Origin of the sequence: Herbaspirillum sp. 1173, assembly GCF_031455335.1 — a bacterium.
Classification (GTDB): domain Bacteria; phylum Pseudomonadota; class Gammaproteobacteria; order Burkholderiales; family Burkholderiaceae_D; genus Herbaspirillum; species Herbaspirillum huttiense.
Map to the genome: position 1 here is coordinate 155,698 of NZ_JAVDSP010000003.1, position 25,548 is coordinate 181,245.

16 protein-coding genes are annotated in these 25,548 nt (G+C 65.0%); 3 read left to right on the forward strand and 13 right to left on the reverse strand.

Translation table 11 applies throughout. The features are described from left to right. Nucleotides 1-184: 184 nt before the first annotated feature. Together J2X56_RS12610 and J2X56_RS12615 are read left to right on the forward strand one after the other, a co-directional pair. Nucleotides 185-1,744 (forward strand): sensor domain-containing diguanylate cyclase, encoded by a 1,560-nt coding sequence (locus J2X56_RS12610; RefSeq protein WP_134134872.1) that lies wholly within the window; start codon nucleotides 185-187, stop codon nucleotides 1,742-1,744. Between the two features lie 3 nt (nucleotides 1,745-1,747). After that, complete coding sequence (locus J2X56_RS12615) at nucleotides 1,748-2,110, forward strand: hypothetical protein (protein WP_134221868.1); 363 nt, start codon at nucleotides 1,748-1,750, stop codon at nucleotides 2,108-2,110. 57 nt (nucleotides 2,111-2,167) lie between these two features. On the opposite strand, the gene J2X56_RS12620 is transcribed toward J2X56_RS12615, so the two are convergent. From J2X56_RS12620 to J2X56_RS12655, 8 genes are all read right to left on the reverse strand, one after another. Continuing rightward, entirely contained in the window at nucleotides 2,168-3,640 is a 1,473-nt protein-coding gene (locus J2X56_RS12620; RefSeq protein WP_310160567.1) for an ATP-binding cassette domain-containing protein, read from the reverse strand. After that, nucleotides 3,637-4,464, reverse strand: a complete 828-nt coding sequence (locus tag J2X56_RS12625; protein WP_310160568.1) for an ABC transporter permease — start codon at nucleotides 4,462-4,464, stop codon at nucleotides 3,637-3,639. The genes J2X56_RS12620 and J2X56_RS12625 overlap by 4 nt, the downstream gene beginning before the upstream one ends. Then, nucleotides 4,461-5,441 carry an ABC transporter permease gene (locus J2X56_RS12630; RefSeq protein ID WP_121038636.1) on the reverse strand — a complete coding sequence of 327 codons (981 nt, stop codon included), beginning with the start codon at nucleotides 5,439-5,441 and terminating at the stop codon, nucleotides 4,461-4,463. The genes J2X56_RS12625 and J2X56_RS12630 overlap by 4 nt, the downstream gene beginning before the upstream one ends. Further along, complete coding sequence (locus J2X56_RS12635; protein WP_310160569.1) at nucleotides 5,432-7,009, reverse strand: ABC transporter substrate-binding protein; 1,578 nt, start codon at nucleotides 7,007-7,009, stop codon at nucleotides 5,432-5,434. The genes J2X56_RS12630 and J2X56_RS12635 overlap by 10 nt, the downstream gene beginning before the upstream one ends. A gap of 11 nt (nucleotides 7,010-7,020) precedes the next feature. After that, entirely contained in the window at nucleotides 7,021-9,138 is a 2,118-nt protein-coding gene (locus J2X56_RS12640; RefSeq protein WP_310160570.1) for a TonB-dependent siderophore receptor, read from the reverse strand. A 275-nt stretch (nucleotides 9,139-9,413) separates the two neighbouring features. Further along, complete coding sequence (locus J2X56_RS12645) at nucleotides 9,414-10,400, reverse strand: magnesium and cobalt transport protein CorA (protein ID WP_121038628.1); 987 nt, start codon at nucleotides 10,398-10,400, stop codon at nucleotides 9,414-9,416. Nucleotides 10,401-10,430: 30 nt separating this feature from the next. Next, nucleotides 10,431-11,321 (reverse strand): DMT family transporter, encoded by an 891-nt coding sequence (locus J2X56_RS12650; protein WP_310160571.1) that lies wholly within the window; start codon nucleotides 11,319-11,321, stop codon nucleotides 10,431-10,433. Nucleotides 11,322-11,367: 46 nt separating this feature from the next. Beyond that, entirely contained in the window at nucleotides 11,368-12,771 is a 1,404-nt protein-coding gene (locus tag J2X56_RS12655; protein WP_310160572.1) for a DHA2 family efflux MFS transporter permease subunit, read from the reverse strand. A 209-nt stretch (nucleotides 12,772-12,980) separates the two neighbouring features. Between J2X56_RS12655 and pabB the strand changes: the two genes are divergently transcribed. After that, nucleotides 12,981-14,810 carry an aminodeoxychorismate synthase component I gene (gene pabB / locus J2X56_RS12660; protein WP_310160573.1) on the forward strand — a complete coding sequence of 610 codons (1,830 nt, stop codon included), beginning with the start codon at nucleotides 12,981-12,983 and terminating at the stop codon, nucleotides 14,808-14,810. 23 nt (nucleotides 14,811-14,833) lie between these two features. On the opposite strand, the gene J2X56_RS12665 is transcribed toward pabB, so the two are convergent. The 5 genes from J2X56_RS12665 to J2X56_RS12685 all read right to left on the reverse strand — a co-directional run bounded on the left by J2X56_RS12665 (nucleotide 14,834) and on the right by J2X56_RS12685 (nucleotide 25,434). Next, complete coding sequence (locus J2X56_RS12665) at nucleotides 14,834-16,375, reverse strand: efflux transporter outer membrane subunit (protein WP_310160574.1); 1,542 nt, start codon at nucleotides 16,373-16,375, stop codon at nucleotides 14,834-14,836. Between the two features lie 22 nt (nucleotides 16,376-16,397). Then, nucleotides 16,398-19,634 (reverse strand): efflux RND transporter permease subunit, encoded by a 3,237-nt coding sequence (locus tag J2X56_RS12670; protein WP_310160575.1) that lies wholly within the window; start codon nucleotides 19,632-19,634, stop codon nucleotides 16,398-16,400. A 12-nt stretch (nucleotides 19,635-19,646) separates the two neighbouring features. Beyond that, a complete protein-coding gene (locus J2X56_RS12675) occupies nucleotides 19,647-22,796 on the reverse strand; it encodes an MdtB/MuxB family multidrug efflux RND transporter permease subunit (protein ID WP_121038613.1) in 3,150 nt (1,049 codons plus the stop codon). A gap of 15 nt (nucleotides 22,797-22,811) precedes the next feature. Then, nucleotides 22,812-24,395 carry an MdtA/MuxA family multidrug efflux RND transporter periplasmic adaptor subunit gene (locus J2X56_RS12680; RefSeq protein ID WP_134134852.1) on the reverse strand — a complete coding sequence of 528 codons (1,584 nt, stop codon included), beginning with the start codon at nucleotides 24,393-24,395 and terminating at the stop codon, nucleotides 22,812-22,814. Between the two features lie 490 nt (nucleotides 24,396-24,885). After that, nucleotides 24,886-25,434 (reverse strand): Spy/CpxP family protein refolding chaperone, encoded by a 549-nt coding sequence (locus tag J2X56_RS12685; RefSeq protein WP_134134850.1) that lies wholly within the window; start codon nucleotides 25,432-25,434, stop codon nucleotides 24,886-24,888. Nucleotides 25,435-25,548 lie beyond the last annotated feature (114 nt).

Consider the following 25,548-nt stretch of genomic DNA (forward strand, 5'->3'; position numbering starts at 1 on the left):
AACAGGGGCCCCGCTGCCGCACGTGCAGCACGGGGACGCTTGCCCTTGCGAGGGGGGAATCTGTTAATCTCCGTACAAGTTCAGGACATCCCTGATAGACGTGCCCAACAGCTTCAACAACAATGCAATCGGGCAAGAAAGGTGCCGGGGGGGGGAAACGCCGTTTCCGGGGGAAAGCGACAACATGCCAGAACAAAGAATTCAGCGCGCATCCAAGACGGCCAAGCTGTTCGTGGTCGTGGTCTGTCTCATCATCGTGGTACTGGAGGCCTGGTCGGCCTGGCGAGCCTATGAAGTGGCCACCGACGAGGCCATCCGCAATGCCTCCAACATGGCGCTGGCCCTGACCCAGCATGCCGACCAGTCCTTCAAGGAAATCGACGTGGTGCTGCTGGGCATCCAGGAGCACATGGAATATGACGGCCCCGGCGTGGCCGGCCGTCGGCGCACCCACGAGTTCATGGTGGCTTCGGTGGCCGCCGTGCCGCAACTGGCCGGCCTGATGGTGTATGACGAAGCGGGTCTGGCCATCGGCACCTCGCAAGCCACCCTGGAACACCGCTACATCCAGGATGATTATTTCCTGCATCACCAGCGCCTGCGCACCGACCAGGCCTACATTGGCAAGCCCATGCGCAGCCGTACCAACGGCCAGTGGATCGTGACCATGAGCCGCCGCATCAACCATGCAGACGGCAGCTTTGCCGGGGTGGTGGTGGCCGATGTCGATCTTTCCCACTTCCAGCGCTATTACGAACAGTTCGCCATCGGCCGCGATGGCGCCATCCTGTTCGGACTCAAGGAAGGTACCGTGATCTACCGCCAGCCGCTGCTGAGCTATTCGATCGGGCTGGACATCTCCAAGTCCACGCTGGTGACCAATTACCTGAGCAAGGCCGAACAAGGCAGCTTCGAGTTGCGCTCGCCGCGCGACGACATCGTGCGCCTGACCAGCTTCCAGCATTGCAGCCTGTATCCCTTGTTCGTGGCGGTGGCGCTGGCCAAGGACGACGTGCTGGAAGACTGGACGCGGCGTGTGTGGATCCGCGGCATCGCCGTGATGCTGTTGCTCATCATCATCGCCTATGGCGGCAACCGTCTGGTGGCACAAGTGGCCGGACGCGAGAATGCGGAACTGGAAGCCATCTCCGCGCGGACCGAACTGGAACGCCTGTATCGCACCCTGGAAGCGCAGTCGCAGAAGGATGGCCTGACCGACGTCTTCAACCGCCGCTACTTCGATGCCGCCCTGACGGCCGAACTGGCGCGCCTGAACCGCTCCGGCGAATCGCTCTCGCTGATCATGGTGGATGTGGACCACTTCAAACGCTACAACGATACCTACGGCCACGCTGCGGGCGACATCTGTCTCAAGCAGGTGGCCGCCGCCCTCAACAGCGTGGCGCGCCGCCAGGGCGACATCGTGGCGCGCTACGGGGGCGAGGAATTCGCGCTGATCCTGCCCAATTGCAATGCCGCCAGTGCCAGCGCCATTTCCAGCCGCCTGGTGCAGGCCGTGCGCGCCCTGAACATCCCGCACGAAGGCAGCTCGGTCGGCCATGTCACCATCAGCGTGGGCGCCGCCAGCCTGGCCAGCGGCAAGGGTGCGCAGGTCGATGCACGCGAACTGATCGACACCGCCGACGCCGCCCTCTATCGCGCCAAGGAACAAGGCCGCGACCGCGCCATCCAGCATGACTATCCCCGCCTGTCCGTGATCTCCGACTATCCTGGCCTGAGGTGAACGATGCGCTGCCTGATCCGCTACCAGTTGCGTGATGAAGCCAGTCCGGCCCATCACGAATTCATCACCGAAGCATCCGATGCCGAACAGGTGATCCGGCACCTGACCGAATTCCTGCATCCGGAGGTGGTGTTTGAATTTCTGCCCATGCAGCCCGGCGGCAAGGACAGCATCACCCAGCTGCGTGCGCGCATGGCGCATGCGCGCGATTATCTGGAACAGTATTGCGGCTTGCAGAGCCTGTCCTACATGCTTCTGCCCGAGGGCGCGACCTCGGCACAGGGCAAGTGGAACAGCGTGCTGTTGAGCGGCCAGATGGCCTCCGGATCACTGCACCCGGAAGGCCGCGACGCAGACAGCGCCTGAGCGGCCGGCGGTCAGTGCCCTGCTGTATTACGCCGGGCTCAGGCTGTATTGCGCCACTCAGGCAGGCTGCGCCGCGGGCCCCAGGTGCAAGCGGCGATCCGCCACACAACGCACGATATCGGCATCGTGCGTCACCAGCAGCACGGCACTGCCCGCCTGCCTGGCTTCTTCCACCAGCAAGGCAATGACTTCCTGCTGGGTCAGCGGATCCAGACGCGAGGTCGGTTCATCCGCAAAGATAAGCGCCGGCTGCATCAACAGCACGCGCGCCAGCGCGATGCGCTGCAGCTCGCCGCCCGACACCTGGCGCGGCAGACGCTCCAGCAGTGCGGGCGAGACACGCATGCGCGCCAGCAGCGCTTCCAGGCGCTGCCAGTCGAGGCCGTGCAGGCGCACCAGATCGCGCAGTGACTGACGCAGCGTGACGGCGGGCGCGAACGCTGCCGCCGGATCCTGATAGATCTTCTGGAAGGCGGTAAGCGCCAGGCCGGGGGCGCGCGTGACCTGCCCCGCATCCGGCGGCAACAGGCCCAGCACGATGTTGCCGAAGGTGGTTTTGCCGGCCCCGCTGGGTCCGCTGATGGCGACGATTTCGCCGGCATGGATACGGGCACTGACATCGCTGAACAGCGCCTGCTGGCCGAAGCGCTTGGCCACCTTGCTGACCTCGACGATCACCGGTGATGAAGGGCCGGCGCTCGCCCCAGTTGCTACCGGTGGCGTCCAGCAGGCCGGATCCGCCGCCAGCAGGCGGCGCGTATAAGCATGCTGTGGCCGGGCCAGCAGCGCGTCGGCCGGACCGCGTTCCACCAGGCATCCGTTGAGCATCACCGCCAGTTCACCGCCCAGCGCTCGCGCCAGCCATACATCATGGGTGATGCACAGCAGGCTCATGCCCTGCTGCTGCGCCGCCTGCAGCAAGGCCAGCACCTCGCCGCGCCGGTCCGCATCCAGCCCCTTGGTCGGCTCATCGATGATCAGCAGCGGTGCGCCCGCCGCGTGCGTGGCCAGGAAGGCTACACGCTGGGCCATGCCGCCCGAGATCATGAAGGGATACTTGTCGGCCGCGTCCTGCAGCCCCAGGCTGGCCAGTGCCTGCCCGGCCAGGGTGCGCGCTTCTTTGCGTGCGGCGCGCAGGCTGTCGTCCTGGCTATCGGCGGCGGGATGGCTGACCAGTTCATAGGTTTCGGCCACCTGGCGCGCGACCGTCATGGTCGGGTCCAGCGCCAGCCAGGGTTCCTGCGGCAAGAGCGCAATGCGCCGACCCCAGCCGCGCTGGCGCACGGCGCTATCGGCCGCATCACTACGCTGGCCATCGATCTCGATCTGCCCGCTGCAGCGCAGGCTGCCCGGCAGATTGCCCATGATGGCCTGGGCCAGCAGCGACTTGCCCGAACCGCTCTCGCCCAGCAGGGTCATCACCCCGCCGCGCGCAATGGAAAAATCGATGCCCTGCACCAGCGCGCTCTGGCCGTGCCAGACGGACAGGTCCTGCACCCGCAAAGCCGCATCCGGGGAAAGTGTGTTCATGCCTGTCCCTTCTGTGGTGACAACAACAGCAAACCCAGCAAGGTGAGGAACAATACCCCTACCGGCGCACCCAGCAGCCACGGCGCCTCGCGGTAATACGGCAGCAGTTCGATCATCATCACGCCCAGTTCCGGCGTGGGCGGCTGCAAGCCGACGCCAACGAAACCAAGTGCCGACATCGCCAGCACCGCCCCCGCCAGCCCGAAGCGCATCAGCGTGAACAGGCGCGGCAGCAGCGCCGGCAGCAGGTGGCGCCGCACGATGTAGCCGGGACCAAATCCCAGCAAGCGCGAGGCTTCCACCTGCGGACTCGCCAGCAGGATGCGGCTGGCCGCACGCACTACGCGGAAATATTCGACCCACAAGGCCAGCGAGATGCCGACATAGAGCGGCCAGAACCCGCCCGGAGCAAACGCCGCCAGCAACAGCACCAGCAGCAGGCCCGGCAAGGCCAGCACGGCGTCCGCGAAGGCCGCCAGCACGCGCTCGGTCCAGCCGCCGCACCAGGCCGCCAGCAAACCGATGAGCACACCGGGAATGGCTGCCGACAGCACGCTCACCACCGCCAGCGACAGCGACAGCCGGGTGCCGTGCACCAGTCGCGCCAGCATGTCGCGGCCGAGCTGGTCATAGCCCAGCGGATGGGCCAGGCTGGGTGCTTCCAGAAAGCGCGCCAGTTGCTGGCGCGCCGGATCGGCATCGATCAGCAAGGGTCCCAGCCACGCGAACAGCACGATCAGCACCAGCAGCAGTACGCCTGCGATCTGCGCGGTGCTCCAGCGCCGCGCCTCGGGTTCAAGCAAATAGTCGGAAGACAGGCTCATGGTCGGCGACGCGGATCGATGAAGGCGCAGGCGGCATCCACCAGCGCGTTGAAAAGAACGAAGAGCAGGCCCAGCACCAGCGCCGTGCCCTGGATCATCGGCACATCGCGTCCGAAAATGGCATGCACCAGCGCGTGGCCGATGCCCGGCCAGGCGAAGATGGTTTCCACCAGCACCACGCCTTCGACCAGCATCACCAGCTGCACGCCCAGATAGGCCGTGACCGGCGCAGCGACATTGCGCACGCCATGGCGCAACAATGCCTGCGCGGGAGTGAGGCCCTTGGTCAGCGCGAAGGCGAAATACTCGGAGCCCCGCACCTGCACCATGGCATCGCGCGCCACCCGGCAGGACACCGCCGCCAGCCCCAGGGCCAGCGTCAGTGCCGGCAGCAGGATGCCGCCGTGGTCGGTGTGCCCGGCCGCCGGCAAGGCGCCCAATTGCACCGAGAACAGCAACACCAGCACCAGTCCCAGCAGGAAGGACGGCAAGGCCCGCAACAACACCGACACCGCCAGCGTGGCGCGGTCCAGCCAGCCACCGGGATGCAGTCCCGCCAGCACACCCAGGGTCGGACCGATCAGCAGCGACAGCACCATCGCCAGGAAAGACAGACGCAGCGTCGGGCCCAGCTGATGCGTGATTTCCACCAGCACCGGCAGTGCCGTCACTTGCGACACGCCCAGGTCCAGATGCAGCAGGCGGCTCCACCACTCGCTCAAGGCCATGAACCAGGGCTGATCAAGGCCCAGTTCGGCGCGCACGGCCAGGGCCGCTTCGGTGGTCACCATGTCGTAGCCGTAGCGGCCGGCGGCGATGCGATAGGCCATGTCGCCGGGCAGCAGGCGCGTCATGAAGAAGCACAGCGTACCGACCAGCAGCGCCACCAGCGCTGCTTGCAGCAAGCGCTGGCCGAGGGCGCTGGCCAGTTGCCGGCGCGTGGCCGGGGGTAAGGTCAGGAGGCGGGTCAGGTCCATTGCAGGGAAGCGATGCGGTAACTGCGTTCAAAGGGATCGATGCTGGCAGCGCGCAGGCGGCGGCTGACGGCGCAGGTCTGGCGATACCAGACCACCGGAATCACCGGCAACTGCTCCTGCAGTACCGCCACGATGCGCGCGCGTTCGGCGCGGCCGCTGTCGGCCTCACCGGCCGGGGTGGCGGCCAGTTTGGCCAGCAGGGCCGGCACTTCCTGGTTGTGCCAGCCCATGGCACCCCAGTCACCGCCCTGCGGGCCGAAGTCCTGCAGGAGACTGGCTACCGGGTCGGGCAGGTTGCCGTAATTGCGTGCGGCCAGCGCCATCTGCAGCTGGCCGCTGCGATGGCCGGCGGGAATGTCGCTGGAATTGCCGATGGTCACGCGCACGGCGATGCCGATCTGGCGCATCTCTTCCTGCAAGGCGGTGGCGATCAGCGGCAACTCGGGACGGTCCACAAAGGTGGTCAACGTCAATTGCAACTTCTGGCCGTCCCTCCAGCGCGTACCGTCGGCACCGAGACGCCAGCCGGCCTCTTCCAGCAGGCGGCGGGCCTGCTTCAGATCGGTATGCAGGGGCGGCAGGCGAGTGTCATGCCAGCGTGCCAGCGAAGGCGGCAGCAGTTGCGTGGCCCCGAGGTCGGCATCGCGCAGCAAGGCACGTGCGATGCCCTCGCGCTCGATGCACAGGGCAATGGCGCGGCGCACGCGTACATCGGCCAGGAAAGGATGACCGGCATTGAGCTTCAGGAGGGTGGTACGCGGCAGCATGGCCGACAGCAGCACGGCACGCGGACTGTCCTGCAAGGCGCGGATGCTGGGCGGATCCAGCGAGAAGGCCAGGTCGGCCTGCCCGCTCTGGACCAGCAGCGTGCGCGTTTCCGCACGCGAGACGCTGATGTAGCGGGCCCGCTGCACCGTCCTGCCCGGCGCGGCCTCCGCCCGTTCGACATCGAACTGCTGCGGCAGACTGATGGACTTGATGCGGAACGGCCCCGTACCGAGAATGGCCACCACATTGCCCTGCGCATCGAAACTGGCCGGGGCCAGGATTTGCGTGGAGTAATGCGTGAGCAGATAAGGCAGCGGACCAAAGGGCTGGCGCAGGGACAGTACCAGTTCACTTTGCTGTACAGCCATCCCGGTGATCCCTGCCAGTTGCAGTACACCTGGCCGGACAGCGGCGCGCTGCAGACAGGCCAGGATACTGGCGGGCGTGACGTCGCTGCCATCGTGGTAGCGCCGTGCACGTGGCAGGGCAAAGCGCCATTGCAGGCCATCGGCACTGACCTGCCAGCCCGTGGCCAGTCCCGGCCGCAACTGGCCGGCATCATCGACTTCCAGCAGGGTCTGCAGCACCTCCATGCGGGCGAACATGTAGCCGGAGCGCGAAGGGTCGAGCCCGGTCAGTTCCCACGGACCGACCACGGTCAGGACATCGCTGCCGGTTTGCGTGATGGCGTGGGAATGGGGCCCGGCCTCATCGCCATGCGCCCATGCCAGCGGCCACGGACTCGCTGCCAGCAGCGCCAGCAAGGCGCGCCGGCGCGGCGCGGGGGGTGAACAAGCCAAGTGGCGCTCCTTCAGAACTTGACGTTGAGCGCCAGCGTAGCGGTACGCTCATCGCCCGGCATGATCCATACGTTGCTGTAGGAGCTGCTGTAATACCGCTTGTTGAAGAGATTGTTCACGTCCAGCGACAGCTTCATCTTGGGCGTGAACTGCCAGTAAGCCAGGGCACGCGCGGTCACGTAGGCGGGCAGCTTGAAACTGCCGGCCTGGTCACCGGTACGGTTGCCCACGTAGTTCAGGCCACCACCGATACCGTAGGGCGAGCCACTTGCGGACGCATCTTCAAACACCGCCAGTACACTTCCCGATACACGCGGCACATTGATCAGCCGCGACCCCACCGTCAGGGTGTTGTCCTTGCTGACGTAAGCGTCGGTATAGGCCAGGTTGCCGGTCAGGCGCCAGTGGTGGCCCAGGCGTGCGTTGGCATCCAGCTCCACGCCCTTGCTGCGCACTTCGCCGGCGGCAATCGAGAAGGACGGATTGGCCGGGTCGGTGGTCAGCACGTTCTGCTTGGTGATGTCAAACACGGCCAGCGTCGCGCCGCTGCGCTGGTCTTCGCTCTGGAACTTCAGGCCGATTTCGGCGGCGCGCGAAGTCTCGGGACTGAAGGCGTTGCCGCTGACATCGCTGCCGCTGTTGGGACGGAAGGATTTGCTGGCGCTGACGTAAGCTGACCACGCAGGCGTGAACAGATAGGTCAGGCCCAGGCGCGGGGAATAGGCGGTCTTGTCCTGGCGGGTGGTGGTACCGGTGCGCAGGTTGTTGAGCGTGGAGCGGAAGCCGTCGGCACGCAGGCCGGCCAGCAATTTCCAGCGATCGCCGAGACTCACCTGATCCTGCAGATAGAGGGCGGTGCTGATCTGGCGTTCGCTGGTATCGGTGTTGGGCGCGGGTGTGGGCTGCGGCTGGCCGTAGACCGGATTGTAGATGTTGAGCGCGTAGGGCGCGGCAGCGGTCGGGTTCACGCGCAGCATGCGCTGGTCCAGCGTGAGCCAGTCCACTTCCGTGCCCACCAGCACTTCATGCTGCATGCCCCCGGTCTGCAGCTTGCCGCCCAGTTCTGCCTGCAGCGACGTGTCGTGCCAGCTGTAATCGCGGTAGCGGCGCTGGCGGCGCAGGGTGGCGTTGTCGGCCTGCAGGGCCGAGGCTTCGGTGGAGTAGCCATCCAGCGTGCCATCCTTGTGGAACACGCCGGTGCGCAGATGCCAGTTGTCGTCCAGGCGATGCTCCAGCGTCAGCAGGTGGTTGGTGTTCTGCATCTTGATGTCGCCATCGCGCGGCTCGCCCAGGAAGCGCGAGACCGGCAGCACGCCCAGATTGCCATTGACGGCCACGATGCCGCGATCCAGCGGGGCCTTCTGGCGCAGGTATTCGCCTTCATAGTTCAGGATGGTCCGGTCGCTGAGCACCCAGGTAAAGGCCGGTGCCAGGAATTCGCGGTCGCTGCTGACGTTGTCGCGGAAGCTGTTCTTGTGCTCGAAGGCCGCGTTGAGCCGGTATGCCACTTCGCTGTTGAGCGCGCCGGTGGAATCGACTGCGCTGCGGTATCCGCCCCGGCTGTCCACCGACAGATCCAGCGAATTCGCACTCTTGAACTGCGGCTTCTTGGTGACCACGTTGATGGTGCCGCCCGGCTCGCTGTTGCCGTACAGCGCTGCGGCCGGCCCCTTGAGGAAATCGATGCTCTCGACGTTGGCGGTATCGCGCGGGGGCGCGTAGCCGCGATTGGAGGCGAAGCCATTCCAGAGGATGTTCATGCCGCCATTCTCGCTGCCGGAAAATCCGCGGATCGAATAGTTGTCCCACAGCCCGCCGAAGTTGTTCTGCTTGGCCACGCCGCTCACGTAAAGCAACACATCATCCAGGCGAGTAGCGGCCAGGTCATCCATCAACTGGCGCGAGACCACCTGCACCGACTGCGGCAACTCCTGCAACGGGGTCTCGGTCCGGGTGGCACTGGAGGTGGTGCTCTGGCGGTATTGCTGGCGTTCACCGGTACCGGTGACCACTACCTGCCCCAGGCCCTTGTCGGCGCTGGCGTCGTTATCGGCGCTCCAGGCCAGTTGCTGGCTCTGGCCCATGGCGAGCGCGCCCAGCACGGCCGCCCGCAGTGCGGTCATTTTCATCTTTTCCCTTGTGATGTCGTTATGCTGCGGCTGGGTGCGTGGCTGCCTGACCGCGATGGAGTGACCGTCGTGCGCGGTCAGGGCGGGATTCTAATGCAACTTTGTTGCAATTATCAAGAAGAATGAATCGCATTCAGGATGCGAGTCCGGTATCGGGGGACGAAATGTGGCCTGCAGAAGACGCCTTGCACAGTCTAGCGACGCAAACGAGCCGGTGGGTGCGACATATTGTCGCACCCACCGAAGGTCTTTACACAGGTTTCAAAAAAAGCGCGCTACAGCCAGCCCGCCTTGCGCAAACGCCGCCACAGCAGCGTGCAGGCGGTGATGATGCCGCCCAGCACCAGCGGGAAGCTCCATTGCCAGGACAGCCCCGGCATGTGCGCGAAGTTCATGCCGTAGAGGCTGAAGATCATGGTCGGGATGGCCAGGATGGCACCCCAGCCGGCCAGGGTCTGCACGATCTCGTTCTGGTGGATGGTGACCTGGGCCAGGTTGATCTGCACGGCCGACTCCACCATTTCACGCAGGCGGTCGCCGGTATCGATGAAGCGCACCACGTGATCGTAGATGTCGCGGAAGTAGGCCTTGCCTTCCTTGGTGATGAGCCCTTCATGGAAGCGCAGCAGCTGGGTACACACGTCCAGCAGCGGCGTGGCCGCCGAGCGCAGGCGGATCAGCTGGCGCTTCAGCTGGTACAGCTCCTGCAAGTAGGCCTTGCCGCTGAGCGCACCGGGATTGAAGAGCTGTTCCTCGTACTGGCTGAACTTGGTTTCGAGGTCGTCCATGATGGGACGATAGTTGTCGACCACGAAGTCCATGATGGAATACAGCACGAAACTGGGTCCGCGCACCAGGCGCTCGGGCAGCATCTCGCAGTGCTCGCGCACCTTGGCATAGCTGCGCGAGGCACCATGTCGCACCGTGACCACGAAACGCGGACCGGTCAGGATGTGGGTCTCGCCGAACAGCACTTCGCCACCGGCCAGCTGGGCCGTGTGCAGCACCACGAAAAGGGTGTCGCCGTATTCCTCGATCTTGGGCCGCTGGTGCGCGGCGTAGGCATCTTCCACGGCCAGTTCGTGCAGGCAGAATTCTTCCTTGATCTTGTTCATCAGCTCGACGTTGGGCTCCAGCAAGCCCAGCCAAACGAAGGTGCCCTCTTCTTCCAGCACGTCGCTGATTTCATCGAGGCTGATGTCGCGCAGCTTCTTGCCCTTCTTGTAGACCGTGCAGTTGACGATCATGGCGGGATCGATCATGTCTCTTTCCTGTTCCTGTTTTTTATGAGATCAGCCGGTGCGCCAGCGCAGGCGCTGCTTGAAGACCTGGGCCATGATCACGCCGGCCAGCGTGATGAGCCCACCGATGGCGTGATAGCCGTGCAATTGCTCGCCCAGCGCCACCACCGCAATGATGACAGTGAAGACCGGCATCAGGTTCACGAAAATGGCACAGCGGCTCGCCCCCAGATACTGCACCCCGCGCATCCACAGGAACTGCGACAGGATGGAGGCGGCAATGCCCGCATAGAGCAGGATCGGCAGGTTCTCGCGCGTGAGCGGCGAATGATGGCCCAGCACATAGCCGGGAAACAGCAGCACCACCGCCATCAACACCTGCATGTACAGCAGTTGCCAGGTACGCAGCGGCAGTGCCCAGCGGCGCAGCATGACGCCATAGAGGCCATAGGCGATGGTGGCCAGCAGCATCAGCAGGTCGCCCGTGACCACGCCCTGGTCGAACAGCGCCAGCGGATGGCCGCGCCCGATCAGCACGGCCAGTCCGAAGAGCGAGAGGATGCCGCCAGCCAGGGTGCCGACCGTCGGTGGTTCAGAGAGCAGCTTGATGCTCAGCACCAGCGTGAGCAGCGGCATCAACGAGGCGATGATGCCCATGCTGGTGGCCGACGCCGTGGCCGCCGCGAAATACGCCAGGCTCTGGAACAGCACCATCCCCAGCAAGGCCAGCACAAGGATCTTGCCCAGATGAGGACGAATCTGCGCGCGCGCCACCCAGGTCGGCCGCGCCAGGAAAGGCGACATCAACAGCGCCGCCAGCACCCAGCGATAAAAGGAAATATCCTCCGGCGCAATCACGCCCGCAGACATCTTGCTGATGACGGTATTGCCGGCCCAGATCAGGACCGCACCCAGCGGAAACCACAGGGACTTGTACGTCATGGGCTGCATGGTTCTCCTCGTTATGCGTGGGCCTGATGACGCTGCATCAGGCCGGCTTGTTTTCTTGCTGCCCGGCCATCTCGGCCCCGGCGTTGGGTGGCAGCTGGCGCAGCATCAGCAAGGCCAGCGCAGACACCGCCCCCACCACCAGAAAGGCCGGCCAGAAATCCTGCGCCACCAGCGTGGCATGGCCCTGGATCTCGTTGGACATCTGCAGCGCAAAACCGGCCAGCACCACGCCCATGCCGATCGACAACTGCTGCGCCACGCTGGCCATGCTGGTGGCCTGGCTCAGGCGGACCTTGTCGACATCGGCATAGGAAATCGCATTGAGGCTGGTGAACTGCAGCGAGCGGAAGCAGCCGCCGACCAGCAGGATGATGAGCATCACCAGATAAGGCGTCTGCGGCGTGAAGGTGGCCAGCGCCCACAAGCCCAGCACGCCCAGCGCGCCATTGACCAGCAGCACCCTGCGGAATCCGTAGCGGCGCAGGAAGCGCGCGGCGATGGTCTTCATGAACATCGCGCCCGCAGCCGAAGCGCAGGTCAGCAGGCCGGAATGGAAAGGCGTATAGCCAAAGCCCAGCTGCAGCATCAGCGGCAGCAGGAAGGGAATGGCACCGATGCCCACGCGATACAGCGAGCCGCCGAAGACGCCGGCCCGCAGCGTGGGGATCTTCAGCAGCGCCAGGTCGATCAGCGGTGCCGTGGCGCGGCGCGCGTGCCATACGTAGGCGCACAGGAACAGCACACCCGCTACCACGCAGGCCAGCGAGATATCCCCCGAGACCAGGTGACGGCCGGACGTCGCCAGCGCCATCATCAGTAGCGAGCAGCCCAGCGCCGAGAGGATGAAGCCGACGATGTCCAGCCGTGAAACCTGTTCCGCCTTCAGATCCGGAATGAAGCGCGTGGCCAGGTACAGACCCAGGATGCTGATGGGAATGTTGATGAAGAAGATCCAGCGCCAATGGAAATAGGTGGTGATGAAGCCGCCCAGCGGCGGCCCCAGCACCGGGCCGAACAGGGCCGGAATGGTGAGATAGGACAGCGCCTTGACCAGGTTGACCTTCTCCACGCTGCGCAGGATCACCAGCCTTCCGACCGGCACCATCATGGCCCCGCCTATGCCCTGCAGGAAACGCGCGGCGACGAATTGCGGCAAGGTCGAAGACGCCCCGCAGAGAATGGAGCCCAGCATGAACACGCAGATGGCCGTGCGGAAGATGGTGAGCGAGCCGAAGCGGTCGGCCATCCAGCCAGAGATCGGAATGAAGACCGCCAGCGAGACCAGGTAGGAGGTCAGCGCCAGCTTGAGCGAAATCGGATCGACCTTCATGTCCAGCGCCAGCGCCGGCAGGGAAGTCGAGATGACGGTGGAATCCATCTGTTCCATGAACAGCGCACAGGCGACGATCAGGGGAATGATGAAGGTGCGGGGTATGGGCATCGTCAAGGGTGAGGAGTAAGAGTGCGAAGGCGGCGTGCAGCGCGAATGACCGGCAATTGACCGACGTTGCGTGCCGCCCGGCAAGCCTTCAAGTATACCTTTTACGCTATCATGCTGCCGACCGCGCCCCGCTGGCGCGCCGCGACGGCTTGCCCCAAGGCATCCCTGCCCCTGCGGCCTACCCTGCCCTTCTGTTTGCACTGCCCTTCATGAACGATTGCTTCGCCCTCCTCGACGACCACCAGGCCAGCCCGGCCGAACCGCGCTCGCGCCTCTACACCGGGCATGTGCGCACGCTGGCCTGCAATGACGCAGCGGGTTTCCCGGCGATGCTGGGAGCGATGCAGGCGGCCTTGTCCAAGGGGCAGCACGCCGTGGCCTTGTGGAGCTATGAACTGGGCGCGGCGCTGCAGGGCTTGCCGCATCGTGCGCTCTCTGGCCCTTTGGCGCGCGTGCTCTTGTTTGCGCATTGCGCGCATTTGTCGGCCGCCGAAGTGGATGCATGGCTGTCTGCGCAAGTGCAATCCGACAACGCGGGCATTACACGTCTGCGTAGCAACGTCGATGAGGCCGCCTTCACTGCAGCCATCGACCGTATCCGCGAGTACATCGCGGCCGGTGATACCTACCAAGTCAACTACACCTATCGCCTGCACTTCGATGTGCTGGGTGATCCCATCACCCTGTACCGCCGCCTGCGTGCGCGCCAGCCGGTGCCGTATGGCGCCCTGGTGCGCGATGAGGCGGGTGGGATGGTGCTGTCGTGTTCGCCGGAATTGTTCGTCGCCCATCAGCAAGGTACGCTCAAGGCCAAGCCCATGAAAGGCACGGCGCGCGCCGTACCGGCCGAACAGGAAGGTGCGGACACGCTCAATGCCCAGCGCGCCCTGGCCCTGGCCAACGATGAAAAGAACCGTGCCGAAAACCTCATGATCGTCGACCTGCTGCGCAATGACCTGGGCCGCGTCGCGGTGCCGGGCTCGGTGCAGGTGCCGCATCTGTTCGACGTGCGCCGCTACGGACAGGTGCTGCAGATGACCTCGACCATCCGCGCCCGCCTGCGCGAAGACGCCACGCTGGCCGACACGATGGCTGCGCTCTACCCTTGCGGCTCGATCACCGGTGCGCCCAAACGCCGCACCATGCAGATCATCGATGAACTGGAGACCGCGCCGCGCGGACTCTATACCGGTGCCATCGGCTGGTTCGCGCCGCCGCGTGCGGAGGGTCCGGCCATCGGTGACTTCTGCCTCTCGGTACCGATCCGCACGCTGGAATTGCAGGCAGCCCAGGACGGTGTGCGCCAGGGTGTGATGGGGGTTGGTGCAGGCATCGTCTACGACAGCGAGGCTGCGTCCGAATTTGCAGAATGCCAGTTGAAGTCAGGCTTCCTTACCGAATTGGCACAAAGCGTCAGCTTGTTTGAAACCATCCACGCCACGCGCGCTGGCTGCCGCCATCTGGAGCTGCATCTGGCGCGCCTGAAGAATTCTGCTTCACAGCTGGGCTATCCCTGCGATACGACGGCGATTGCACTGCGGCTCGATGCGGCCTGTGCTGAACTTTCTGACCAAACGTCCTATCGGCTGCGGCTGGCGCTGGATGCCCAGGGCGGCATCACGGTCCAGCATGCGCCCCTGAACCCGCTCACCGCGCCGGTCAAGGTCTTCCTGGCCGACACCGCCACCGACAGCAGCGACCTTTTCCTGCGTCACAAGAGCAGCCAGCGCGCCCGCTACGACGCCGCCTGGCAGGAGGCCGAACGACGGGGCGGCTTTGACCAGCTCTTCTTCAATGAACGGGATGAACTGACCGAAGGCGGCCGCAGCAATGTCTTCGTCAGGATCGGCGGCCGCTGGTGCACGCCGCCGCTGGCTTGCGGCGTCCTGCCGGGCGTGATGCGGCGCGTGCTGCTGGACGACCCGCAATGGGATGCGGTGGAAGCCGTCATCACCCGCGCCGACCTGCTGGCGGCAGAGGAAATCGTGGTCTGCAACGCCTTGCGCGGTGCCGTGCCGGCGGTGCTGGTCACCGCCTGACCCGACTACACACTCAATTCAACTCAACGCAGCGCTGCGTTGTCCTTCAATCCCTTGGCCTTGTCGGCCACCTGCTGTTGCGGCGGGCCGAGGTCATCCAGGCTATGCCCGTCCCAGCCCCCGCCCAGCGCCTTGGCCAGCAGCACGCTGGCGGCCATGCGGCGGTTGAGGATGCTCAATGAAGTCAGCTCGGCCGACAGCGCCGTGGCCTGTGCCGTGATGACGTTGACGTAGCTCACCGTCCCCGCCTTGTACTGATTGGTCACCAGCGTGACGGCCTGGCGTGCCGCCTGCAGCGCTTCGCCTTGCACCGCCGCTTCCTGCTCCAGGATGCGCAGCGCGGCCAGGTTGTCTTCCACATCCTGGAAGGCGGTCAGCACCGTCTGCTTGTAGGTGGCGACCGTGCCGTCATAGGTGGCAATGGCCTGGTCGGTGGCCGCTGCGCGCGCACCGCCATCGAAAATCGTTTGCGCCAGTTGCGGACCGAGCGACCAGACGCGTCCCGGCAGCGTGAACCAGTCGGCGAAGGTCGAGCTTTGATACCCACCCGAGGCCGACAAGGTCAGGCTGGGAAAATACGCCGCCTTGGCCACGCCGATCTTGGCATTGGCCGAGGCCACGCGGCGCTCGGCGGCGGCCACATCGGGACGGCGCTCCAGCAGCATCGACGGCACGCCCTGCGGGACCGGCGGGGCCACCGCCGTGAGCGGTGCGCGCGGCAGCGAGAATTCAGCGGGCGTCTTGCCCACCAGCAGCGCGATGGCATGCTCCACTTGTGCTCGCGTGACGCCGTTGTCCAGCGCGGAGGCCTGCGCCGATTTCAGTTGCGTCTGCGCCTGGATCACATCGGACTTGGCCACCAGACCGGCGGCATACTGGTTCTGCGTGACCTGCAGCGAACGCTGGTAGGCCTGCACCGTGTCTTCCAGCAATTGCTGCTGGGCGTCCAGCACGCGCAGTTGCAGATAGTTCTGCGCCAGCTGTGCCTGCGCTGACAGGCGCGCACCGGCCAGATCGGCCGCGCTGGCCTGGGCGCTGGCCTGGCTGGATTCCACATCGCGCCGCACCTTGCCCCAGATGTCCGCCTCCCACGAGGCCGTCAGCGAGAAGGTGTAGGAATTGCGCACGCTGCCCGAACTGGAACTGCCGGACGATGAATTCGACGAAGTGGACGTGCTGGAAGACGAACCGGCCGACCCCGACCGTCCGCGCGACGCACCGGCCGAGGCCGCCAGCGTCGGCGAATAGGCCGAGCGCGAGCTTTGCACCAGCGCCACGGCGTTGCGGAAATTGGCTTCGGCCAGCGCCAGGTTCTGGTTGGAGATGTCGACCTGCTCGGCCAGCGCATTCAATTGCGGATCGCCGAACATTTCCCACCACTTGCCGTCGGCAGCGAGGTCGCGTGGCTGGGCCGGCTTCCAGTTCTGGCCTTCCTTGAAGACGGCGGGGCCGATGTCCATCTGCGGGCGCACGTAGTCGGGCCCGACCGAGCAGGCCGCCAGCGCGAAGCTGGCCGCCAGCACGGTCAGCAGGGGCTTGAGTTTGAACAGGTCTTGATGCGTCATGCGTTTCTCCATGGCGGCAGCCTCAGGCCGCCGAGGTTTCTGTCTTGTTCTTGCGGCCGAAGCGGCGGCGGCTCCAGGCGCTCAGGCGTTCCATGTACAGGTACACCACCGGGGTCGTGTAGAGCGTGAGCAGCTGGCTCACCACCAGCCCGCCCACGATCGAGATGCCCAGCGGCTGGCGCAACTCCGCACCATCGCCGTGGCCGATGGCCAGCGGAATCGCACCCAGCAACGCTGCCATGGTGGTCATCATGATGGGACGGAAGCGCAGCTTGCAGGCCTCGAAGATGGCATCGCGCGGCGACATCCCGCGATTGCGTTCGGCATCGATGGCGAAGTCCACCATCATGATGGCGTTCTTCTTGACGATGCCGATCAGCAGGATCACGCCGATCAGGGCAATGAGGCTGAAGTCGGTGCCGGTCACCATCAGCGCCAGCAGCGCGCCCACCCCCGCCGAGGGCAGCGTGGAGATGATGGTGATGGGATGGATCAGGCTCTCGTACAGGATGCCCAGCACGATGTACACCGCCAGCAAGGCCGTGAGGATCAGGATGGGCTGGCTGGAGGTGGAGGCCTGGAAGGCATTGGCCGTGCCCGCGAAGGTGCCCAGCACGCTGGTCGGTACGCCCAGTTGCGCCATGGCGCGGTCGATGGCGGCGGTGGCCTGCGACAGCGACACGCCCTCGGCCAGGTTGAAGGACAGCGTGGAGGCCACGAACTGGCCCTCATGGCTGACCGACAGCGCCGTGGTGGTGGGCTCGAAGCGCGCGAAGGCCGCCAGCGGGATCTGTGTCGATGCCGCCGTCGAGATGGTTTGCGCCAGTCCCGTGTTGGCATTCAACTTGCCTGCCGCCGACAGCGCCGGCGGTGTCGAGAGGCTGGAAGTGGTCGGCGAGAGATTGGACGAGCCGGCCAGGCTGACATAGGTATCGCGCAGGGTTTCCGGACTCTGCCAGTATTGCGGGGCCGCTTCCATCACCACGTGGTACTGGTTCATGCCGCTGTAGATCGTGGAGATCTGGCGCTGGCCGAACAGGTCCGACAGGGTGGAGTCGATCAGCTGCGGCGTGACGCCGGCCCGCATGGCGGTCTCGCGGTCGATGGTCAGCGTGGTCTGCAGGCCGTTGTCCTGCTGGTCGGTGCTGATGTCTTCCAGCTCCTTCAGGTTGGACAGCGCCAGGCGGATCTTGGGCTCCCAGATGCGCAAGAGGCCCACATCGTCCGACTTGAGTGAATACTCATACTGCGAATCGCTCTGCCGCGCGCCGATGCGGATGTCCTGCACCGGCACCAGGAACACCCGCGCACCGGCCACCTTGGCGGTCTTGATGCGCAGCCGTGCCACGATCTTGTCGGCACTGTCTTTTCGTTCAGAGAGCGGTTTGAGCGTCACGTACATGAAGCCGCCGTTGCGCCGTTGTCCGCCGGTAAAGGCCACCACATCGGAGACGGCCGGATCGGCCTTGACGATGTCGATGAACTCGTTGAGCTTGGTGCGCATGGCCTGGAAGGAAATGGCCTGGTCGCCCCGGATGCCGCCGACCAGGCGGCCGGTATCCTGCTGCGGGAAGAAGCCCTTGGGAATCGCCTTGTACAAGTAAACGTTCAATGCAATCGTGCCCAGCAGGATCAGCATCATCAGCGGTGCAGCGCGCAGCGCCCAGGCCAGCGTGCGTTCGTAGGCCAGCAGCATGTCCTCGAAGATGGCCGCACTCTGGTCGGCAATCTTCTGCAGCCACGGGTGGCGGCGCTCGCGGCGCGCTGCATCGCCCTCAGGATCATGGCGCAGCAGCTGCGCACACATCATGGGCGTGGTCGTCAGCGACACCACCAGCGAGACCAGGATGGCCACCGACAAGGTGATGGCGAATTCGCGGAAGAGCCGCCCGACGATGCCCTCCATCATCAGGATGGGAATGAAGACGGCGATCAGCGAAATGCTCATCGACAGCACCGTGAAGCCCACCTCGCGCGCGCCCAGCAAGGCCGCCTTGTAAGGCTTCATGCCGGCTTCGATGTGGCGCGAAATGTTTTCCAGCACCACGATGGCATCATCGACCACGAAGCCGGTGGCAATGGTCAGCGCCATGAGCGAAAGATTGTCGAGGCTGAATCCGGCCAGGTACATGATGCCGAAGGTCCCGATCAGCGAGACGGGCACGGCCACCGCCGGGATCAGCGTAGCCCGCGCATTGCGCAGGAACAGGAACACCACCATGATCACCAGCGCCACCGACAGCATCAGGGTGAACTCGGTTTCCTTCAGAGAGGCGCGGATGGTCGGGGTGCGGTCCAGCACCACCTTCATGTCGATCGCCGACGGGATCGAGGCCTGCAACTGCGGCAGCAAGGCGCGCACGTTGTCCACCGTCTCGATGATGTTGGCGCCCGGCTGGCGGTTGATGATGATGAGCACCGAGGGCTTGCCATTGGAAGAACCGGCATTGCGCACATCGGCCACCGAGTCGCGCACCTCGGCCACATCCTGCACCCGCACCGGCGTGCCGTTGCGGTAGGAGACGATCAGCGGCGCATATTCGGCGGCGGTCTTGGCCTGGTCGTTGGCGTAGATCTGCCAGTTGCGGCCGTCATCCTCCAGCAAACCCTTGGGGCGATTGGCATTGCTGGCGGCCACGGCCGTGCGCACGTCGGCGCTGCCGATGCCGTATTTGTTGAGCGCCGTCGGATTGAGCTCGATGCGCACCGCTGGCTGCGAACTGCCGCCCACGCTCACCTGCCCCACCCCGCGCACCTGCGACAGTTTCTGCGCCACGATGCTGTCGGCAGCGTCATACATCTGGCCCTGGGTCATGGTGTCGGAGGTCATGGCCAGGATCAGGATGGGCGCATCGGCCGGGTTGACCTTGCGATAGGTCGGATTGCTCGGCATGCCGGTAGGCAGCAGGTTGCGCGCGGCATTGAGCGCGGCCTGCACGTCACGGGCGGCACCGTCGATGTCGCGGTTCAGGTCGAACTGCAGGGTGATGCGGGTCGAGTTCTGCGAGCTGGTCGAGGTCATCTCGGTCACGCCCGCAATCGCGCCCATGGCGCGCTCCAGCGGCGTGGCCACGGTCGCCGCCATGGTCTCCGGACTGGCCCCCGGCAGCGAGGCCGAGATCGAGATGGTCGGGTAATCCACCTGCGGCAGCGGCGAGACCGGCAGCAGGCGGAAGGCCACCATGCCCGCCAGCGCAATGCCGATGGTCAGGAGCGTGGTCGCGATGGGACGCTTGATGAAGGGAAGCGAGATATTCATGCGCGCATCCGCTTACACCGCCGGCGGCAGCGTGGCCGGCTTGCCGTCATCATCATCCTCGCCGCCATGGCCCGGCGCGCGCTGGCCGAAGCGCGCACGCAGACGGCGACCCAGGCTGTCGAAGCCGAGATAGATCACCGGTGTGGTGAACAAGGTCAGCACCTGCGATACCAGCAGGCCGCCGACCATGGTGATGCCCAGCGGCTGGCGCAGCTCGGAACCGACACCGGTGCCCAGCATCAGCGGCAGCGCACCGAGGAGCGCGGCCATGGTCGTCATCAGGATGGGACGGAAGCGCAGCAGGCAAGCCTGGTAGATCGCCTCGCGCGGACTCTTGCCCTGGTGCCGTTCCGCTTCCAGCGCGAAGTCGATCATCATGATGGCGTTCTTCTTGACGATGCCGATCAGCAGGATGATGCCGATGATACCGATGATGCCGAGATCGGTCCCCGAGATCATCAGCGACAGCAGCGCGCCCACGCCCGCCGAGGGCAAGGTGGAGAGGATGGTGATGGGATGGATGTAGCTCTCATAGAGCACGCCCAGCACGATGTACATGGTGATGATGGCCGCCAGGATCAGCCACAGCGTATTGGACAGCGAGGCCTGGAAGGCGAGTGCCGCGCCCTGGAAGTTGGTGATGGTGGAGTCGGGCATGCCGATCTCGTCTTCGGCCGCCTTGATGGCCTTGACCGCCTCGCCCAGCGATGCGCCCTTGGCGAGGTTGAAGGAGACGGTGGCCGCCGGGAACTGGCCGATGTGGTTCACCACCAGCGGGGCCGTGCGTTCGGTGACGGTGGCAATCGAGGACAGCGGGACCTTGCCGCCGGCCGAGGTGACCAGGAAGATGCTGTCCAGTGCCTCGGGGCCGCGCTGGAATTCCGGCTTGACCTCCATCACCACGCGATACAGGTTCGATTGCGTGTAGATGGTGGAAATCAGGCGCTGGCCGAAGGCGTTGTAGAGCGCATTGTCGATGGCGGCCGTGGTGATGCCCAGGCGTGAAGCGGCATTGCGGTCGATCTCGATGTAGGCCTGCAGGCCCTGGTCCTGCAGGTTGGTGGCGACGTCGGCCAGTTGCGGTACCTGCTGCAGACGTGCGATCAGCTTGGGCACCCAGGTACTCAGCGTGCCCGGATCAGCATCTTCCAGCGTGAACTGGTACTGCGTGCGCGAGACGCTGTCCTCGATGGTCAGGTCCTGTACCGGCTGCATGTAGAGCGTCACGCCTGGCACCGCCTGCGTGAGCTTGGGTTGCAGGCGGCGGATCACGTCCGAGGCCGAGACATCGCGCTCCTCATGCGGCTTCAGGTTGATGAGCATGCGGCCGCTGTTGAGCGTGGCGTTGGTGCCATCCACACCGATGAAGGAGGAGAGGCTTTCCACGGCTGGATCTTCCAGCACTACCTTGGCCAGTTGCTGCTGCTTCTCGCCCATGGCACCGAAGGAGATCGATTGCGTGGCCTCCGAGATGCCCTGGATCACGCCCGTATCCTGCAGCGGGAAGAAGCCCTTGGGCACGAACACGTACAGCAGCACGGTCAGGCCCAGGGTGGCGACGGCGACCAGGAGCGTCAGTTTCTGGCGTTCCAGCACCCATTCCAGCATCACGCCATAGCGTGCGATGATGCGGTCGAAGAAGGCCTGGCTCTTGTGATAGAACCAGCCCTGTTGTTCTTCCGGCTGGTGGCGCAGCAGGCGCGCGCACATCATCGGCGTGAGGGTCAGCGAGACCACGGCCGAGATCAGGATGGAGACCGCCAGCGTGACCGCGAATTCGTGGAACAGGCGGCCGACCACATCGCCCATGAAGAGCAGCGGGATCAGCACCGCGATCAGCGAGAAGGTCAGCGAGATGATGGTGAAGCCGATCTGCTCCGCGCCCTTCAAGGCGGCCTGCATGGGCTTCATGCCCTCTTCGATGTAGCGCGAGATGTTCTCGATCATCACGATGGCATCATCGACCACGAAGCCGGTGGCAATGGTCAGCGCCATGAGCGTGAGGTTGTTGATCGAAAAGCCCGCCAGGTACATCACCGCAAAGGTGCCCACCAGCGACAGCGGCACTGCCACGCTGGGAATGATGGTGGCCGGCACATTGCGCAGGAAGACGAAGATCACCATCACCACCAGCGCCACCGAGAGCAGCAGTTCGAACTTCACATCTTCCACCGAAGCGCGGATGGTGGTGGTGCGGTCGGTCAGGATGTGGACATCGATGGCACCCGGCAGGCTGGCCTGCAGCTGCGGCAGGATCTTCTTGATGCTGTCGACCACGGCGATCACGTTGGCACCGGGCTGGCGCTGGATGTTCACGATCACCGCCGGCTGCTGGTTGGCCCAGGCGCCGAGGCGGACGTTTTCTGCACCATCGATCACATCGGCCACATCCGAGACGCGGATGGGCGCACCGTTCTTGTAGGCGATGATGAGGTTGCGGTATTCATCGGCCGAACGGAGCTGATCGTTGGCATCGATGGTGGAGGCGCGCGTGGGGCCGTCGAAACTGCCCTTGGCCTGGTTGACGTTGGCGTTGCCAATGGCGGTGCGCACGTCATCCAGGTTGAGACCGAGGGCGGCAACCGCACGCGGATTCAACTGCATGCGCACGGCCGGACGCTGGCCGCCCGACAGGCTCACCAGACCGACGCCGGACAATTGCGAAATCTTTTGCGCCAGGCGGGTATCGATCAGGTCCTGCACCTTGGGCAAGGGAATGGTCTTGGAGGTGACCGCCAGCGTGATGATGGGCGTATCGGCCGGATTGACCTTGCTGTAGACCGGCGGCATCGGCAGGTCCGAGGGCAGCAGATTGCTGCCGGCGTTGATGGCGGCCTGCACTTCCTGCTCGGCCACGTCCAGGCTGAGATCCAGATTGAATTGCAGCGTGATCACCGAGGCCCCGCCGGAGCTGGTGGAAGACATCTGCTTCAAGCCCGGCATCTGGCCGAACTGGCGTTCCAGCGGCGCGGTGACCGAGGAGGTCATCACGTCCGGACTGGCACCGGGATAGAGCGTGACCACCTGGATGGTCGGGTAATCGACTTCGGGCAGGGCCGACAGCGGCAGGAGCCGGTAGGCCACGATGCCCACCAGCAGGATCGCCAGCATCAGCAAGGATGTGGCGACCGGCCGCAGGATGAACTGGCGCGAGGGATTCATGCGTGAGCCTTGTGCTTACTTGGCGCCGTTGGCGTTGCCTGCATTGTTGGCGGGGGTATTGCTGCCGTTGCCACCACCGGCAGCCGCTTCACGCTGGCGGCGCAGCTCCATCATCTTCTGGCGGCGCTGGTCTTCGGGCAGCTTCTTGATCTCTTCGCCGAATTCACCGGCGTCGATGCGCTTGTTGATTTCGGCCCAGCGTTTCTGGCGTTCTTCCGGACTCAGGTTGGCTTGACCGCCCTGCCCGCCCTGTCCTGCCTCACCGGCCTGGCCGCGCTTGCCATGGCGGCGTTCGGGATTCTCGGTAGTCAGCTTGTTGGCCGGATCATCCGCGCCACCACGGGCCACCGCTTCCACCTTGGCGCCTTCGCGCAGGCGGTCGATCCCATCGATGACCACGGTTTCACCGGCAGCGATGCCATCGGTGATGACGGTCTGGTCATCCTGCACCGGACCGGTCTTGACCGGACGCACGGTGACGGTGTTGTCTTCCTTGACCACATACACGAACAGTCCCTTCGACCCGCGCTGGATGGCCGCCGTCGGGATCACGATGGCCCCCTCCTCGGTCTTGAGCTGCAGGCGGATGTTGACGAACTGGCTGGGGAAGAGCGCGTAATCGGTATTGGGGAACTGGGCCTTGAGCTTGACGGTGCCGGTAGTCGAATCCACCACGTTGTCGATGGTCAGCAGCACGCCGTCGGCCAGTTTCTTCTTTTGCTCGCGGTCCCAGGCCTGGGCCGGCAGCTTGCGGCCGCTCTGCAGTTGCTGCAAGACCTTGGGGATATTGTCTTCGGGGATGCTGAAGATGGCCGTGATCGGCTGCAGTTGCGTGATGATGACCAGCCCGTTGGTATCGCTGGTGGTGACGTTGTTGCCCACATCGGCCTGGCGCAGACCGAGGCGGCCGCTGATCGGCGCGGTCACGCGGGTGAACGACAGTTGCAGGCGGGCGCTGGCGACGCTGCCCTCATCGGCCTTGACTGTTCCTTCGTATTGCTTGACCAGCGCGGCCTGGGTATCGACCTGCTGGCTGGCAATCGAGTCCTGCGACAGCAGGGTCTGGTAACGCTTCAGATCCAGGCGGGCCGAGGCCAGCAAGGCGCGGTCGCGCGCCAGTTGCCCTTCAGCCTGGGTCAGCGCGGCCTGCAGCGAGCGCGGATCGATCTCGGCCAGCAGGTCGCCGGCCTTGACCACCTGGCCTTCCTTGTAATGCAGCTTCATCAGCTGGCCATCCACGCGGGCCCGCACGGTGGCCGTGGCGGTCGGGGTCACGGCCCCCAGGCCATTGAGGAAGACATCGACGTTCTGCACTTGGGCCTTGGCCACGCCGACCGGCATGGTCTGGCCGGCGAAGGCGCCGGGACCGCCGGGACGGCGCGCGCCCGGTCCACCGGGGCCGCCTGCGCCGGGGCGTCCGCCCGGGCCGCCCATGGCAGCCATCTGCTCCTGATCGGCCTTCTTCTTGGACCACCACTTGTAGCCGCCACCGGCCGCCAGCGCCGCCACCAGGACCCAGAACCACCAGCGGCGCAGGATGCTGCCGCGAGACGATGCGTTGGAGGGAGACGGCTGCTTGGAATTGGGAGTATTTGTCATGTCAGGAAAACCAGTGAACCGATCACGTCATCAAGTAATCACGTCAGCGGGGCCGCCACCATGGCAGCCCGCCGGCATTTATCTGCGCTTTTTTATGTATTTCTTTCAGTACAGATTTCTGTACTGCCTTCTGCTCTTTTTTCTGTACAACGTTCTGCACAGGAATCTGTGCAGGATTCTGTACATTTTTCTGTCTTTCAGGACAGGCAAAACGCCAGCTGAAAGCACAAGGGAAGGCGGCCCCTCCTGCCGGAGCAAGGCCGCCCGCCGTCATTCTCTCCGACCAGCCTGACAGCCGTGCAACATTGTCGGACAGCCCCCCGCGTCCGGGCTGGCACGCAGTGTACCCAGCTATTGCCCGGCTTGCACGGGCTACCAACAAGAACAGCCTTGCGGGGAGACGCAAGGCTGCAAGGGTGGGACTGCCCGCTGCGCCGCCACCAGGCATCCGCCCACCTGCGGCGCAGCGGCAAGTCCTGCCTGGCCGGGATTACTTGGCCGGCGGGGCGTCCGGTGCCGGCTTGCCGTCACGCGGGGGGCCCTTGCGGTCGCCATGGCGCATGTGCTCCATCTTTTCCCAGCGATGGCGTTCCATCTTGGCGTGTTCGGCATCAAAGATCTTCTGCTGTTCCGGCGACAGGGTGGCGTAGAAGTCCTTGGTGGCGGCGATGCGTTGCTCGGCGAAGGCCTCACGCTTGCGCATCATATCCAGCTGCTTGTCCAGGCGTTCCGGGGTGGACAGCTTGGCCCATTCGTCCTTGTTGGGACGGCCGGCCTGGTCGAAGGGGGCCGGCTTGGTCTTGTCAAGGAAGAGCTTCCAGGCGGCTTCCTGCGAGGCCGTGATCTTGAGCTTGTCGTGCAGCTCGGCCTGGTGCTTGGTGCGCATCTGCTCGAACTTGGCGATCTGTTCCGGGCTCGGGGCATGGCCGCGGGGGCCGTCCGGGCCGCCCGGGGGCATCTGGGCGAAGGCCGACAGGGTCACGGCGCTGATGCTCACGGCGGCGATGCCGGCCAGGATACGGTTTTTCATTGTCAACATGGCTTGCTCCTTTCAGGGGATGGTGCTCTGATGCGTTCGGCAGCGACGTGCTGCCTTGGCATGGTTCCCATTAAACCGGCGGCGTGTATCAACGGTTTTTCCGCTGCGGCGTCA

Excerpts from the sequence above, each read along its gene's own strand:
- J2X56_RS12645 (WP_121038628.1), bottom strand. The coding sequence starts at position 10,400 with ATGATCGATCCCGCCATGATCGTCAACTGCACGGTCTACAAGAAGGGC.
- J2X56_RS12655 (WP_310160572.1), bottom strand. The coding sequence starts at position 12,771 with ATGCCCATACCCCGCACCTTCATCATTCCCCTGATCGTCGCCTGTGCG.
- J2X56_RS12620 (WP_310160567.1), bottom strand. The coding sequence starts at position 3,640 with ATGAACACACTTTCCCCGGATGCGGCTTTGCGGGTGCAGGACCTGTCC.
- J2X56_RS12680 (WP_134134852.1), bottom strand. The coding sequence starts at position 24,395 with ATGACAAATACTCCCAATTCCAAGCAGCCGTCTCCCTCCAACGCATCG.
- J2X56_RS12665 (WP_310160574.1), bottom strand. The coding sequence starts at position 16,375 with ATGACGCATCAAGACCTGTTCAAACTCAAGCCCCTGCTGACCGTGCTG.
- J2X56_RS12615 (WP_134221868.1), top strand. The coding sequence starts at position 1,748 with ATGCGCTGCCTGATCCGCTACCAGTTGCGTGATGAAGCCAGTCCGGCC.
- J2X56_RS12625 (WP_310160568.1), bottom strand. The coding sequence starts at position 4,464 with ATGAGCCTGTCTTCCGACTATTTGCTTGAACCCGAGGCGCGGCGCTGG.
- J2X56_RS12640 (WP_310160570.1), bottom strand. The coding sequence starts at position 9,138 with ATGAAAATGACCGCACTGCGGGCGGCCGTGCTGGGCGCGCTCGCCATG.
- J2X56_RS12630 (WP_121038636.1), bottom strand. The coding sequence starts at position 5,441 with ATGGACCTGACCCGCCTCCTGACCTTACCCCCGGCCACGCGCCGGCAA.
- J2X56_RS12675 (WP_121038613.1), bottom strand. The coding sequence starts at position 22,796 with ATGAATCCCTCGCGCCAGTTCATCCTGCGGCCGGTCGCCACATCCTTG.
- J2X56_RS12685 (WP_134134850.1), bottom strand. The coding sequence starts at position 25,434 with ATGTTGACAATGAAAAACCGTATCCTGGCCGGCATCGCCGCCGTGAGC.
- J2X56_RS12650 (WP_310160571.1), bottom strand. The coding sequence starts at position 11,321 with ATGACGTACAAGTCCCTGTGGTTTCCGCTGGGTGCGGTCCTGATCTGG.
- J2X56_RS12670 (WP_310160575.1), bottom strand. The coding sequence starts at position 19,634 with ATGAATATCTCGCTTCCCTTCATCAAGCGTCCCATCGCGACCACGCTC.
- pabB (WP_310160573.1), top strand. The coding sequence starts at position 12,981 with ATGAACGATTGCTTCGCCCTCCTCGACGACCACCAGGCCAGCCCGGCC.
- J2X56_RS12610 (WP_134134872.1), top strand. The coding sequence starts at position 185 with ATGCCAGAACAAAGAATTCAGCGCGCATCCAAGACGGCCAAGCTGTTC.